Source organism: Pseudomonas hefeiensis (genome assembly GCF_030687835.1).
Lineage (GTDB): Bacteria > Pseudomonadota > Gammaproteobacteria > Pseudomonadales > Pseudomonadaceae > Aquipseudomonas > Aquipseudomonas hefeiensis.
Genome location: NZ_CP117449.1, coordinates 735,733 through 750,472, shown reverse-complemented (window position 1 = coordinate 750,472; position 14,740 = coordinate 735,733). Strand labels below are relative to the sequence as shown.

Below are 14,740 nucleotides of genomic sequence, written 5' to 3'. Positions count from 1 at the left end.
CATATCCCGGAACACAAGCTCATTTGAACAAGCCGTAAAACCCCGCTTTATTCAAAGGGCACCCACTCACTTCATGGGAATCTTTGATAAGGACATCAAGATATGCCACACGCATCGAATTACGCCTACACCCTGGAACAGATCACGACCGCATTCACCGAAATCACCGCCACGCTGTTCAATGGCATCATGGCCCAGTCCGTCCCCAAAATGCTGATCGTCGCCGGATCGCAAGGTTCGGGTAAAACCTATCTGCTGGAAAAAAGCCTCCTGCCCTCCAGGCGCTACGCCAATTATGTTCGCCTGTACCTGCCCGAGTATCGGGAAAAACACCCTCACTACGCCGAGATGATCAAACGCGGTGTCCTGCATGCTTATGAGCATACAGAGGCCTTTGTTCGAGAAGTTTGCTCGAAAATCTTCGCAGAGGCGTTCAAGAACAAATACAACATCATCATGGAATGCGCGTTCGACGGCCTCGATTTCGCGGCCTTCCCTGCGATGGCCACGGCAGCGGGCTATCAGCTCGAAACCCACATCATCGCCTGCAAAAAAGAGTTCGCTCATCTATCGAGTATCAAAAGAGCACTCAGAAGTCTGGAGAAACAGGAGATGGAACGGTTCGTCACGCTCTCGGCCCTCAATACCAGCCTGGGCAATGCCCAAGCGACCCTGTTGGCTTTCGAGACAGCCGCCAAAACAGTCAGCGGCTCGCAGATATTCTTGTATGAACGCGGGTTCGGCCCTTTGAAGGAACGGATCCTGCGCACTCAAAGCAGCTATACCATCGGTCCGGACGGGACCTTGATCATCGCGGGACCGAAGGTGGTTTATGCAGAAGCCTTTGAGATCATCATTAACAACCGGCTCCACCTTATCGGCGACCGCGAAGAAATGGTGAAAGAGTGCCACCTGGCACTGCTCAAGACCCAGGCCCATGCTGAACACGTGCCCGACTCGGTCTACAACGATCTGTATGCCTATATCCTCAAATACGTTTACCGATAAATCGGGTGTCTGCTTGAGAGAATGATGTTGAATGTGTCGGCGCCATCGCGAGCAGGCTCGCTCCCACAAGGGATTTGTGGCGGCCACAGACTCTGTGAACGCTTCCGACAAGGGGTCTGTGGCAAACACGGACCTTGTGCCTTCCCCAATCAAAACTGTGGGAGCGAGCCTGCTCGCGATAGCGGTCTGTCTGAATCGGCGCGGTTGAATGTGCCGTCGTATTGTCGGCAGGCTCCCAACGGCCCACGCCATAACGGATGGCGCACGGTATGATGGCGGCCCGGTTCGCGCGCGCAATAAGCCCGCCGATCAAACCTATCCATTCGAGGAACAGAGATGACCCCCTGGCTGACCGTAGTGGGCATCGGTGAAGACGGCTTCAAGGGCCTGGGCCGGGCGGCTCGCCACGCTTTGCTGCGGGCGTCGCGTATTCTGGGCAGCGAGCGCCAGCTGGCGCTATTACCGGTGTGCATCCGCGGCGAACGGGAGCTGTGGCCCAGTCCATTTTCCCTCGAACCGCTGCTGGCGCGGCGCGGCGAAGCCATGTGCGTGCTGGCCAGCGGCGATCCCATGTTCTACGGCGTAGGCGCCAGCCTCGCCAAACAGCTGCCTGGCGAGCAGATGCTGGTCATTCCAGCGCCTTCGTCCTGTTCGCTGGCGGCGGCACGCATGGGTTGGCCCTTACAGGATGTGGTCACCCTGTCGCTGGTGGCGCGGCCCCTGGCGGCACTCAACGCGCATTTATCCACAGGCGTCCGGCTGTTGCTGCTGAGCAATGACCGCCACAGTCCTGCCGCCGTGGCGGCGTTACTTCGCGAGCGCGGGTTCGGCCCCAGCCCCATGACCATGCTCGAACACCTCGGTGGCACGGCCGAGCGGCGGATCGAAAGCTGCGCGGCACACTGGTCCGATCCCGCTGTCGCGGACCTCAACCTGATCGCCGTCGAATGCCGGGCCGAACCCTCGGCGTTGCGTCTGTCGCGCCTGGCCGGTTTGCCGGACGCTGCGTTTGAGCATGACGGCCAACTGACCAAGCGCGACGTGCGCGCCATTACCCTCGCCCGCCTGGCCCCGATGCCCGCTGAACTGCTCTGGGACGTGGGGGCGGGCAGCGGCTCCATCGGTATCGAATGGATGCGCGCCCACCCCAGCTGCCGAGCCCTGGCCATCGAGGCCGACGAAGGCCGCCAAGGGTTGATCGAACGTAACCGCGACGCCCTTGGCGTGCCCGGCCTGCAACTGATCCGCGGGCGGGCACCGCAGGCCCTGGAAGGGCTGGAGCCGCCGGACGCAGTATTCATCGGCGGCGGCGTAACCCGCGAAGGCGTGCTCGACGCTTGCTGGGCCCAGCTCAAGCCCGGCGGACGGCTGGTGGCCAACGCCGTGACACTGCAAAGTGAGATGACGCTGATGAACTGGCGCGAACTTCATGGCGGCGATCTGACCCGTATCCACGTCGCCCAGGCCCAGCCATTGGGCGAGTTCGACACCTGGCGCCAGGCATTGCCAATCACCTTGCTGGACCTGACGAAACCTCTCGATGCGTGACGAAACAGCCGAACAACCCGCGCCCCTGCGCAGCGGCCTGACCACCGGCAGTTGTGCCACCGCCACCAGTCTGGCGGCCGCCCGGCTACTGCTTTGCGGCATCCAGGCCGACGCCGTGGAGATCGTGCTACCCAAAGGCAAGCACGTGCAGATGCGCCTGGATTTCTGTCGCCTGACCGAGCTGGGTGCCGAAGCCGGGACGATCAAGGACGCCGGCGATGACCCGGACGTGACCCACGGCGCGCTGCTATTTTCCCAGGTGCGGCTGATCACCGAGCCGGGGGTGCGTTTCATTGCCGGGCGTGGCGTGGGCACCGTGACGCGGCCGGGGTTGGTACTGGAAGTCGGTGAGCCTGCGATCAACCCGGTGCCGCGCAAAATGATCGGCGACCACCTGGGACGGCTGGCTGAGGAAGTTGGCTATACCGGCGGCTTCGAGGTCACCGTCAACGTCGAGGGCGGCGAAGCCCTGGCGCTGAAAACCATGAATCCCCGGCTGGGAATCCTCGGCGGGCTGTCGATCCTCGGCACCAGCGGCATCGTCCGACCGTTCTCCTGCGCGGCCTACATTGCCTCGATCCACCAAGGCATCGACGTGGCGAAAACCAATGGTTATCTGCACATCGCCGCCTGCACCGGCAACGCCAGCGAAGACACCATGCGCCGGATCTACAACCTGCCGGAAATCGCCCTGATCGAAATGGGCGATTTCGTCGGGGCGGTGCTCAAGCATGTGCGAAAGGTGCCCGTGGAGAAGCTCAGCCTCTGTGGCGGTTTTGGCAAAATCAGCAAATTGGCCGCCGGTCACATGGACCTGCACAGCCGTCATTCAAGTATCGACCTGCCACAACTGGCGCAATGGGCGGCGGCAATCGGTGCCAATCAGGCATTACAGCAAGGCATTCGCGAGGCCAACACCAGCCAGCAAGCCCTGGCGATGGCCAGCGCCGCTGGCATCGCCCTCGGCGACGCTGTCTGCGGACACGCCTTGGCCTTCGCCCGTAGCATCGTGCCGGCCCAGGTCCAGGTCGAAGTCTTCGCCATCGACCGCCAGGGCGCAGTTGTCGGTCACGCCGGAGCTTTTAAATGAAACGCATCCTGCTGCTGGGCGGTGTCACCGAAGCGCTGGCCATCGCCCGCACCCTGGGCCCAACACACATCTACAGCCTGGCGGGGATCGGCCGCGTTCCCACCGACCTGATCTGTCAGGTGCGCGTCGGCGGCTACGGCGGCGCCGAAGGGCTGGCGCAATTCATTCAAGACCAAGACATCGACCTGTTGCTGGATGCGACTCACCCCTACGCCGCGCAAATCAGCCACAACGCCGCCCACGCAGCCCGCGCTTGCAGCACTCCCTGCTGGGCCCTGCGCCGTCCGGCATGGCAACCCCAGGCCGGGGATGACTGGCGCGAAGTGGCCGACTGGGCCGAACTGATCCAGGCCCTGCAACCGTTCCACCGCCCCCTGTTCACCCTTGGCCGCGAGCCGCTGCAACACCTGCACGAAATCCCGCCCGAGCAATTCTGGACCCTGCGTGCCCTGGACGTTTACCCCGGTAATGAGCGCTGCGAAGTCATTGATGCCCGTGGGCCGTTTCACATCGAGGGCGAGCGCGAGCTGTTCGAGCGGCGGCAGATCGATGTGCTGATCAGCAAGAACAGCGGCAGCACGGCCACCGAGCCGAAGCTGGAAGTGGCGCGGGAGCGGGGGGTGCCGGTGTTGGTTTTGCGGCGACCGGTGTTGCCGGTGGTGGATCGGGAATTTGGGACGGTGGATGAGGTGTTGCAGGGGCTTCGGCAACTGGCCTGACCGTCTTTTTTGTTGCAACGCCGCAAACCTGCATCTTCCTACAACCTGTCCCGTCGGAACTACGCCAGAAGGCTACATTGCCCTGCGTCGCTGCCTACAACTACGCCAGAATTCGCCGGCTTGTGCGCGCTGGATGTGGTCGACCCGAGATAAGCGACAGAGGCTTGGGTTTGATCAAAAACGATTGGTCAAACCCAATCCTGTGGCGAGGGGATTTATCCCCGTTGGGCTGCGCAGCAGCCCCAAGAGCAGTGAATGTAGTTCATCAGACAAACCGCGAGATCAGATTTTTGGACTGCTGCGCAGCCCAACGGGGATAAATCCCCTCGCCACAAAGAGTGCGTACCTACTGATCAAAATCCATTGCCATAAAAGCACTCCCTTGAAGATCTGTTGCTACTGTTAACGCGAGCCCTGCGACCCTACACCGCACGCGCTCTTTTTACTTATCAACCCCGATCAGGCTAAATACCGCCACCTGATCGCCCATCGAGCGGATTGCCCCATGTCCCGACAACGGCTTGCATTTGCCTGGATCGCCTGCTTCGCAGTGCTGTTCAACATGCTTGCCATGCCGCTTTCCGGCAGCGGTGGCGCGATGGCACAGGCCCAGTCGCCAGCCGAGCAATTGCTGTGGGGTAGTTTCTGCTCCTCCAGCGGCACGAAACGGGTGGCGATTTCCTTGGGCAAGTTCGAGCAGAGCACGCCGCAGAACGACGATCACTCGACGATGCAGCATTGCTGGTGCTGCTCAGGCTCACCGCCCTTGGTGGCGCTCACCGGCCACGTCCCGCAGTTGTATCTGGATGCTCAGCCGGCCCATCGCGGCACTGCCCATCCACTGCTCGACAGCCCCACACCGCGCCAGCAATGGCCGAGCCTCAATCCCCGCGCCTCACCTCTGGCCTGATTCTTTCCGCATAACCCTGCGTCCTGAATCGTTCCGGAGAATGACCCATGCTGAACAGACTTATCCTGCTGGCTGCCCTGCTGCTTCCCGTCGGCTTCGCCCAAGCCCATCAATACAAGGTCGGCGAGCTTGAGATCGCTCACCCCCTGGTCCCAGGAACTGCCGCCCAACGCGCCGACCGTGGCCGCGTATTTCGTGATCCACAACAACGGCAAGACCGCCGACCGACTGCTCGGTGTCGACACGCCGATTGCCGGCAAAGCCGAGCTCCATGAGCATGTAAAGCAAGACGATCTGATGAAGATGCAGCAAGTAACTGCCGTAGAGATCGCTCCCGGCGCGACCATCACCTTCGCGCCAATGGCGTATCACGTGATGCTGCTGGGGCTTGAGGATCGCAGTCTGCTCAGCGACGGCAAACGCTTCCCTCTGACGCTGCATTTCGAAAAAGCGGGAAATGTCACGGTCGATGTCGCGGTGCAGAAAAAAGCCCCCGACAATACCCAAACCCAAATGCACGCCCACTGATCACGCCTGCTCATGGGTAGTCCCCGCGCCAGGCCCGCCATGCCCCGACGTCAGCCCATGCGACTGACACGCGGCAGCTGGATCAGCCTGTTCGCCATGCTGATGATCTTTATCGGTCCACTGATTTCTCAGTCGATGCCGATGGATCAGCGCATGTCTTCGTCCATGAGCATGAGCATGGAGATGGACATGTCGGCGGGTGCCCACGCCGAGCATGAGGCGCCAGTGGCCGAGCACTGCCCGCCCCAGAGCGAGCATCACGCTCTGTGGGAAAAGTGCGGCTATTGCAGCCTGCTGTTCAACTGCCCAGCGCTGCCGGGCGGTCACACCTTCGCCGCCTTCGACACACCGCCGACCAACACCTACACCAGCCCTTCCCCACGCCTGGGCCATGCCCGGACGTCATTTTTCCCGGGTGCCCGCCCCCGCGCACCGCCCCTCGTCGCGTAGACCCCGACACTTACCTCACCCGGTCGCAAAGACAGCCTCAGGTTGCCCGACCGTGTCGTTTACGTCTGTTCGATGGAATCATCATGTCCAGGTTTTCTGCCGTCATCGCATTGGGCGCAGCCCAGGTTCGCTGCCCCCCGAACGAATCACGGGTTCGTTTTCGCTACACCGCAACCGCACTGTGCGGCCTGCTGCTCACGCCCTGTGCGCTGGCCGACGAGCATGCTCACCCTGAAGCTCAGATCGAAGAGCTGAGCCCGACGGTCATTACCGCCGTCGCCCCCAGCTCGCCCCTGACCGTCGTCACCAACCCCAAGGATCCGCGCCAACCGGTGCCGGCCAGCGACGGCGGCGATTATCTCAAGACCATTCCCGGTTTCGCCCTGGTGCGCAACGGCGGCACCAATGGCGACCCGGTACTGCGGGGCATGTTCGGCTCGCGGCTGAACATTCTCACCAACGGCAGCATGCTGCTGGGTGCCTGCCCGGGTCGGATGGACGCGCCGACGTCCTATATTTCGCCGGAAACCTACGACAAGCTCACCGTGATCAAGGGTCCGCAAACCGTGCTCTGGGGCCCTGGCGCATCGGCCGGGACCGTCCTGTTCGAGCGTGAGCCGGAGCAGTTCGGTGAACTGGGCACCCGGGTGAACGCCAGCGTACTGGCCGGTTCCAACGGGCGCTTCGACAAGGTCGTGGATGCGGCTGCCGGCGGGCCTTTGGGTTACGTGCGAGTGATCGGCAACACCGCTCATTCGGACGATTACCGTGACGGCAACAACGACACGGTGCCGTCGCGCTACGACAAGTGGAACGGCGACGTGACGCTGGGCTGGACGCCGGATGCCGATACCCTGCTGGAACTGACCGCTGGCAAGGGCGACGGTGAAGCGCGCTACGCCGGGCGTGGCATGGACGGCTCGCAGTTCAAGCGTGAAAGCCTGGGCTTGCGTTTCGAGCGTTCGGACATTGGCGATGTGCTGGATACGATCGAGGCGCAGGTCTACTACAACTACGCCGACCATGTGATGGACAACTACACACTGCGCACGCCGTCCGGCACCGGGATGATGGCCGGCCCCATGGCGTCCAACGTTGACCGCCGCACCCTCGGCGCACGCATCAAGGCCACCTGGCGCTGGGCCGATGTGCAATTGATCAGTGGCCTGGACGCCCAGACCAACGAGCATCGTCAACGCAGCAGCATGGGCATCGACACCTACAAGGAACGGCCGCGCACCAAGGACGCCGACTTTCACAATTACGGCGTGTTCGGTGAATTGACCTGGTACGCCGCCGACCGCGACAGGCTGATCACTGGCGCCCGCCTCGACCGCGCCTCGGCCAAGGATTACCGCCAAAGCATCGGCTCCGGCATGTCCGCCCGGCCCAATCCCACTGCCGACCAAACCCGTGCCGACACCCTGCCCAGTGGTTTCGTACGCTACGAACACGATCTGGCCGACAGCCCTGCCACTCTCTATGCGGGCCTGGGCCACGCGCAACGTTTCCCGGACTACTGGGAGCTGTTTTCGGCCAACACCGGCCCCGCCGGTTCGCTGAATGCTTTCGACTCGATCAAACCGGAGAAAACCACCCAACTCGACTTCGGCCTGCAGTACAAGACCGAAACCCTCGAAGCCTGGGCGTCGGGTTATGTCGGGCAGGTGCGCGACTACATCCTGTTCGATTACACGCCCGGAATGATGGGCACCACCTCTCGGGCCGAGAACATCGATGCACGGATCATGGGCGGTGAGCTGGGCGCGGCCTACAAGCTGACCGAGCGCTGGAAGGCCGATGCCACCCTGGCCTACGCCTGGGGCAAGAACAGCAGCGATGGCAGCGCCCTGGCGCAGATGCCGCCGCTGGATGCCCGCCTGGGCCTGACCTACAGCGAAGACCGCTGGAGCGCGGGTGCCCTGTGGCGCGTGGTGGCCGGGCAAAACCGTGTCGACGAAAACAAGGGCAACGTAGTCGGCAAGGACTACGGCAAAAGCTCCGGGTTCGGGGTGTTCTCCCTCAACGGTGCCTACCGCATCAATAAGCACTGGAAGGTCAGCAGCGGCGTCGACAATCTGTTCGGCAAAGCCTACGCCGAACATCTGAACCTGGCCGGCAACGCCGGGTTCGGCTACCCGGCGAGTGACCCGCAAGCCATCAACGAACCGGGGCGCACGCTCTGGACCAAGGTGGATATGAGTTTCTAAAAAAGCATCGCGGGCAAGCCTTGCTCCCACAGGTATTTCATTGCTGAGGGAGCATGGTTTGCCCCACAGGGACTCCATTGCTGAGGGGACATGGTTTGTCCCTCAGGGACTCCATTGCTGAGAGAGCAAGACTTGTCCCTCAGGGGCTCCATTGCTGAGAGAGCAAGGCTTGTCCCACAGGGACTCCATTGCTGAGAGAGCAGGGTTTGCCCCACAGGGACTCCATTGCTGAGAGAGCATGGCTTGTCCCACAGCAATGTCAAAAACTGTGGGAGCAAGGCTTGCCCGCGATCGGTTGCGCAGCAACCGCAAAAAACATAACGATCACATTTGCCCTGCGGAGCGCTTTTAAAATGAGCCAACCGAAACCCAATTTCTACCACCTGGCCTGGCGCTGGCATTTTTATGCCGGGCTGTTCGTGGCGCCGTTCATGGTGATGCTGGCCCTGACCGGCATCATTTACCTGTTCAAGCCGCAACTCGACCCTCTGATGTACGGCAGCCTGCTGAATGTGCCGGCCGGCCATCACACGATGCCTGCGGACGAGTTGCTCAAACAGGTCAGCCAGGCCTACCCTGAAGGCCAGGTCAAACAGTACCTGCCGCCGATCAATGCCGAGCGCAGCGCGCAGTTCGTGGTGATCGACAAGGGCCGGGAATTGAACGTATTCATCGACCCCTACCATGGCGATGTCCTCGGTGAGCAGGACGCCAAAGACAACCTGCAAGCCATGGCCCGGGCCATCCACGGTGAATTGATGATCGGCACCGTGGGTGACCGACTGGTGGAAATGGCCGCCGGCTGGGGCGTGGTGCTGGTGGTGTCGGGCCTGTACTTGTGGTGGCCTCGCGGGCAATCGTCGGCCGGGGTGCTGTGGCCACGCTGGAGCGCTCGCGGTCGCGTGTTCTGGCGTGACGTGCATGGGGTCGTCGGCTTCTGGGGCGCGGCGTTTCTGCTGGTGATGCTGCTCAGCGGCATGACCTGGACCGGCTTCTGGGGCAAGCAATACGCTGACCTCTGGAACCGCTTCCCGGCGGCCATGTGGAACGACATGCCCAAGTCCGACGTCGCGGCCGGCAGCCTCAACAATGCCCACCGCCAGACCGTACCCTGGGCCGTGGAAAATACCCCGATGCCGATGTCCGGCGACCATGCCGAACACATGGCCCACGGCGGCGCCCATGAAGGTCCCGCCGCGCCGACTGTCAGCCTGCAAGCGGTGCAAGACATCGCCACCGAACGCAAAGTGGAACCTGGCTACAGCATCACCCTGCCGACCACCGCCACCGGCGTATTCACCATCGCGGTATTCGCCGACGACCCGCGCAACGACGCGACCCTGCACGTGGACCAGTACACCGGCAAGGTCCTGGCGGATGTGCGCTGGGAACATTACGGCGCCGTCGCCCGCGCCACCGAAACCGGCGTGATGCTGCACGAAGGCAAGATGTTCGGCCCGCTGAACCAGATCATCGTGCTGCTGATTTGCCTGATGATCCTGCTCAGCGCCGTCAGCGGCGTAGTGATCTGGTGGAAGCGTCGGCCCTTGGGCAAATTCGGTGTACCACCGCTGCGTCACGACCTGCCGACCTGGAAGACCGGCGTGTTCATCATGCTGGCCCTGGCGGTGGTGTTTCCACTGGTAGGGGCTTCGCTGGTGGTGGTGTGGTTGCTGGATCGGCTCGTCACCCGTTTCAATCGCCAGCCTGAGGTGCTTTCATCTTCAAGTTGAAGACAGCGCGTTAACGAAAGGCGGCGCGAAACCTCTACAATCGCGCCCGCTTTCCAAACTGTGAACACCGTCCAAATGTGGGAGCGGGCTTGCTCGCGAAGAGGTCGGTACATCCAACATTGATGTGACAAATACACCGCTTTCGCGAGCAAGCCCGCTCCCACAATGGGATTGTGTTTCAGCCCGATAACTTGAGTGAATGCATGACCGCCCTAACCCTCTCCCATCTCGCCTGGACACCCCTGGGCCATGGCCACTGCCATCACCAGTTCCAACTGCGTGACGCCACGTTGCAAGTGGGCGCCGGGGAGTTTGTCGGGTTGATCGGGCCCAATGGCAGCGGCAAGACCAGTCTGTTGCGCTGCGCCTATCGGTTCAGTCAGCCGGAGGCAGGCGAGGTAAAACTCGACCATCACAACGTCTGGAAACAGTCCTCGCGCTGGTGCGCCCAACGCATCGCCGTGGTGTTGCAAGAGTTTCCCGACGCCTTCGGCCTGACGGTCCAGGAAGTGGTCGCCATGGGGCGCACGCCCCACAAAGGCCTGTTCGATGGCGACAATCAGCAAGACTTGCGCCTGGTCAGCCAGTCACTGGAATCGGTGGGGCTGCAAGGTTTTGGCGAGCATGCTTTCGCTACGCTCTCGGGCGGGGAAAAGCAGCGGGTGATCCTGGCCCGCGCCCTGGCCCAACAGCCGCAGTTGCTGATCCTCGATGAGCCGACCAATCATCTCGACCCGCGTTATCAACTCCAACTGCTGCAACTGATCAAGCGCCTGGGGATCGGCACCCTCGCCAGCATCCATGACCTGAACCTGGCCGCCGCGTTCTGTGATCGGCTCTACGTCATCGACCACGGACACATCGTCGCCAGCGGCACGCCCAAGGAAGTACTGACGGCCACGCTGTTGCGCGACGTATTTGGCGTCCAGGCGCTAATTGACGAACACCCCTTGGCCGCCCACCCCCGAATCACTTGGATAACCCAATCATGACCTTGCGTTCCCTGCTACTCCTGCCGCTGCTGCTCGGCAGTGCACAGGCCTTGGCCGAGGCCACCCGCTACCCGTTGACAATCCACAGTTGCAACCGCGAAGTGACCTTCAACCAGGCGCCGAAACACGCCGTCAGCCATGACATCAACATGACCCAGATGATGCTCGCCCTGGGGCTCAAGTCGCGCATGGTGGGTTACAGCGGCATCAGTGGCTGGAAATCGGTAACGCCGCAGATGGAGAAAATCCTCGATGGCCTGCCGGAGCTGGCAGCCAAATACCCGTCGGTGGAAACCCTGCTCAATGCCAACGTGGATTTCTTCTTCGCCGGCTGGGACTACGGCATGCGGGTGGGCGGCGACTTGACGCCGCAGACCCTGCAACCGCTGGGCATCAACGTGTACGAGCTAACCGAATCCTGCGCGTTCGTGATGAAACGTCCGCCAGCCTCGCTGGAAGATACCTACAACGACCTGCGTAATCTGGGGAAGATTTTCGACGTGCAGGATCGCGCCAATGAGTTGATCGCCTCGATGCAGGCCCAGGTGGCGCAAGTGCGCAAGCAACTGCCCGCCGATCAGCCTCGGGTGTTCCTGTACGACAGCGGCGAAGACCGCGCCATGACCTCCGGCCGTCTCGGCATGCCCCAGGCCCTGATCGATGCGGCCGGCGGGCGCAATATTCTCGATGACGTGCAGACCAGTTGGACCCGGGTGAACTGGGAGAACGTGGTCGAGCGCAACCCCGAAGTGATCGTGATTGTCGATTACGGTGAAGTCAGCGCCGAGCAGAAGCAACAGTTTTTGCTGAACAACCCGGCCCTGCAATCGGTGGATGCCATCAAGCACCGGCGCTTCATCGTGATCCCCTACGTCCAGGCCACGCCGGGCATCGATAACGGGCTGGCGGTACAAACCCTGGCGAAGGGTTTCCACGGCCAATGAACGATCGTCGCTATGGCGCTCTGCTGCTCTGCCTCGGCGCGCTGATGCTGGTGTCGTGCGTGGTATCCCTGGGGTTCGGTCCGGCGCGGGTGCCGGTGGCGGTGGTCTGGGACATCCTGCTGAACAAGGCTTTGGGTGTGGGTGACGTGTACTGGACGCCCGGCCAGGAGCATATCGTTTGGCTGATCCGCGTACCGCGCCTGCTGCTCGGAGCCCTGGTGGGCGCGGGGCTGGCGTTGATCGGTGCAGTACTGCAAGCGGTCACGCGCAACCCCCTGGCCGATCCGCACCTGCTGGGGGTCACCTCCGGCGCGACGTTGGGGGCGGTCATCGTGGTGCTGCATGTCGGCGAAATCATCGGCTTGCTGACCCTGCCGCTGGCCGCGTTCATCGGCGCATTGTTGAGCATGCTGCTGGTGCTGGCCATCGCCAGCCGCCAGGGTCGCCTGGAAAGCGATCGCCTGTTGCTGTGCGGCGTGGCGGTGTCATTCGTGATGATGGCGGCGGCCAACCTGTTGCTGTTTTTGGGTGACCATCGCGCCAGTTCTGCGGTGATGTTCTGGATGCTCGGCGGCCTGGGCCTGGCGCGCTGGGAACTGCTGGCGGTGCCAGCCGCCAGCGTGTTGTTGGGACTGGTATTGCTGCTGGGCATGGCCCGGCCGCTGAACGCACTGATGGCTGGCGAACAGACCGCCGTAACCTTGGGCCTGAACGCGGCGAAGGTGCGGTGGTGGCTCTTTCTGATCGCCTCACTGATGACCGGCGTGCTGGTGTCCATCAGCGGCTCGATCGGTTTTGTCGGGCTGATGGTGCCGCACATTGCCAGGCGCCTGGTGGGCGCCGAGCACCGTCGGCTGTTGCCGGCGTGTGTGCTGCTCGGCAGCCTGTTCCTGGTGTGGGTGGATGTGGCCGCCCGGACCCTGATCGCACCGGAGGACTTGCCCATTGGCGTCGCCACTGCCGCTATCGGTGGTCTGTTCTTCATCGGCCTGATGCGTCGTCGCTAAGCCCCCCCTGTTTCCCTGACTTGCAAATAACCTGTGGGAGCGAGCCTGCTCGCGATAGCGGTGCGTCAGTCACCTCTGTACTGCTGATCCACCGCCATCGCGAGCAGGCTCGCACAGGGGAACTGCAATCCTTCGCCCCAATGTGGCGCATCCCTTCGCACCAACGCCCATGCTGCGTTCGATCGTGGTGCGCCGGCACTGTCCCCCATCGCACCGGCCCCGCATTCCCAAGCCTTTCTCGAACCGGGCACACCCCTTGCAAAAGCCCCTTCAGCGTCTGCATCTGCCATCGAAAAAAACTCATAATTGCACGGAGATCGCACAATGAAGCGTCGTAGCTTGATCAAGGCTTTTACACTCTCGGCAAGCATTGCCGCGATGGGCATGGCCTGGACCGTCCAGGCCGCCGAAACCATCAAGGTCGGCATCCTGCATTCATTGTCCGGCACCATGGCGATCTCCGAGACGTCCCTCAAGGACATGGCGCTGATGACCATCGACGAGATCAACGCCAAGGGTGGGGTAAACGGCAAGCAGCTCGAAGCGGTGGTCGTGGACCCGGCATCGAACTGGCCGCTGTTTGCGGAAAAGGGTCGCCAGTTGCTGACCCAGGACAAGGTCGCGGTGGTGTTCGGCTGCTGGACGTCGGTGTCGCGCAAATCCGTGTTGCCGGTGTTCGAAGAGCTCAACGGCCTGCTGTTCTACCCGGTGCAATACGAAGGCGAAGAGATGTCGCCTAACGTCTTCTACACCGGCGCGGCGCCGAACCAGCAGGCGATTCCGGCGGTGGAATACCTGATGAGCGAAGAAGGCGGCAGCGCCAAGCGCTACTTCCTGCTGGGCACCGACTACGTCTACCCGCGTACCACCAACAAGATCCTGCGCTCGTTCCTGCATTCCAAAGGCGTGGCGGACAAGGACATCGAAGAGGTCTACACCCCGTTCGGTCACAGCGACTACCAGACCATCGTGGCCAACATCAAAAAGTTCTCGGCCGGCGGCAAGACCGCGGTCATCTCCACGGTCAACGGCGACTCCAACGTGCCGTTCTATAAAGAACTGGCGAACCAGGGCCTCAAAGCCACCGACGTACCGGTGGTGGCATTCTCGGTAGGCGAAGAGGAGCTGCGCGGCATCGACACCAAACCGCTGGTGGGTAACCTGGCGGCGTGGAACTACTTCGAATCCGTGGAGAACCCGGCGAACAAGAAATTCGTCGATTCCTGGAAAGCCTACGCCAAGGCCAAGAACCTGCCAGGCGCCGACAAAGCGGTGACCAACGACCCGATGGAAGCCACCTACGTCGGCATCCATATGTGGGCGCAAGCGGCTGAGAAGGCCAAGTCCACCGACGTCGACAAAGTCCGCGAAGCCCTGGCCGGCCAGACGTTCGACGCACCGTCGGGCTACACCCTGACCATGGACAAGACCAACCACCACCTGCACAAGCCGGTGATGATCGGCGAGATCCAGGCCGACGGCCAGTTCAACGTGGTCTGGCAGACCGAGGGCCCGATCCGCGCCCAGCCGTGGAGCCCGTTCATCGAAGGCAACGACAAGAAGCCTGACTATGCGGTGAAGAGCAACTGAGTTCGGGAACA

12 protein-coding genes and 1 pseudogene are annotated in these 14,740 nt (G+C 62.2%); all 13 read left to right on the top strand.

Annotation, left to right across the window (positions count from 1 at the left end; translation table 11 throughout):
* Positions 1–102: 102 nt before the first annotated feature.
* The 13 genes and pseudogenes from PSH57_RS03190 to urtA all read left to right on the top strand — a co-directional run bounded on the left by PSH57_RS03190 (position 103) and on the right by urtA (position 14,729).
* Positions 103–1,008 (top strand): zeta toxin family protein, encoded by a 906-nt coding sequence (locus PSH57_RS03190; RefSeq protein ID WP_305387782.1) that lies wholly within the window; start codon positions 103–105, stop codon positions 1,006–1,008.
* Positions 1,009–1,344: 336 nt separating this feature from the next.
* Positions 1,345–2,556 (top strand): precorrin-6y C5,15-methyltransferase (decarboxylating) subunit CbiE, encoded by a 1,212-nt coding sequence (gene cbiE / locus PSH57_RS03185; RefSeq protein ID WP_305387781.1) that lies wholly within the window; start codon positions 1,345–1,347, stop codon positions 2,554–2,556.
* Positions 2,549–3,646, top strand: coding sequence for a cobalt-precorrin-5B (C(1))-methyltransferase (locus PSH57_RS03180; RefSeq protein ID WP_305387780.1), 1,098 nt, complete (start codon positions 2,549–2,551; stop codon positions 3,644–3,646). Before cbiE ends, PSH57_RS03180 begins: the two co-directional genes overlap by 8 nt.
* Complete coding sequence (locus tag PSH57_RS03175; protein WP_305387779.1) at positions 3,643–4,365, top strand: cobalt-precorrin-6A reductase; 723 nt, start codon at positions 3,643–3,645, stop codon at positions 4,363–4,365. The genes PSH57_RS03180 and PSH57_RS03175 overlap by 4 nt, the downstream gene beginning before the upstream one ends.
* A 505-nt stretch (positions 4,366–4,870) precedes the next feature.
* Positions 4,871–5,275 carry a DUF2946 domain-containing protein gene (locus PSH57_RS03170; protein WP_305387778.1) on the top strand — a complete coding sequence of 135 codons (405 nt, stop codon included), beginning with the start codon at positions 4,871–4,873 and terminating at the stop codon, positions 5,273–5,275.
* 47 nt (positions 5,276–5,322) lie between these two features.
* A pseudogene (locus PSH57_RS03165) lies at positions 5,323–5,803 on the top strand (copper chaperone PCu(A)C).
* Between the two features lie 57 nt (positions 5,804–5,860).
* Positions 5,861–6,253 (top strand): DUF2946 domain-containing protein, encoded by a 393-nt coding sequence (locus tag PSH57_RS03160; RefSeq protein WP_305387776.1) that lies wholly within the window; start codon positions 5,861–5,863, stop codon positions 6,251–6,253.
* 83 nt (positions 6,254–6,336) lie between these two features.
* Positions 6,337–8,463 carry a TonB-dependent copper receptor gene (locus PSH57_RS03155; RefSeq protein ID WP_305387775.1) on the top strand — a complete coding sequence of 709 codons (2,127 nt, stop codon included), beginning with the start codon at positions 6,337–6,339 and terminating at the stop codon, positions 8,461–8,463.
* A 353-nt stretch (positions 8,464–8,816) separates the two neighbouring features.
* Positions 8,817–10,196, top strand: a complete 1,380-nt coding sequence (locus PSH57_RS03150; protein ID WP_305387774.1) for a PepSY-associated TM helix domain-containing protein — start codon at positions 8,817–8,819, stop codon at positions 10,194–10,196.
* Between the two features lie 203 nt (positions 10,197–10,399).
* Entirely contained in the window at positions 10,400–11,188 is a 789-nt protein-coding gene (locus PSH57_RS03145; RefSeq protein WP_305416355.1) for an ABC transporter ATP-binding protein, read from the top strand.
* Positions 11,185–12,132 (top strand): ABC transporter substrate-binding protein, encoded by a 948-nt coding sequence (locus tag PSH57_RS03140; protein WP_305387773.1) that lies wholly within the window; start codon positions 11,185–11,187, stop codon positions 12,130–12,132. The genes PSH57_RS03145 and PSH57_RS03140 overlap by 4 nt, the downstream gene beginning before the upstream one ends.
* Positions 12,129–13,139 (top strand): FecCD family ABC transporter permease, encoded by a 1,011-nt coding sequence (locus PSH57_RS03135; protein ID WP_305387772.1) that lies wholly within the window; start codon positions 12,129–12,131, stop codon positions 13,137–13,139. The genes PSH57_RS03140 and PSH57_RS03135 overlap by 4 nt, the downstream gene beginning before the upstream one ends.
* 324 nt (positions 13,140–13,463) lie before the next feature.
* A complete protein-coding gene (gene urtA, locus PSH57_RS03130; protein ID WP_256229211.1) occupies positions 13,464–14,729 on the top strand; it encodes an urea ABC transporter substrate-binding protein in 1,266 nt (421 codons plus the stop codon).
* Positions 14,730–14,740: the final 11 nt, after the last annotated feature.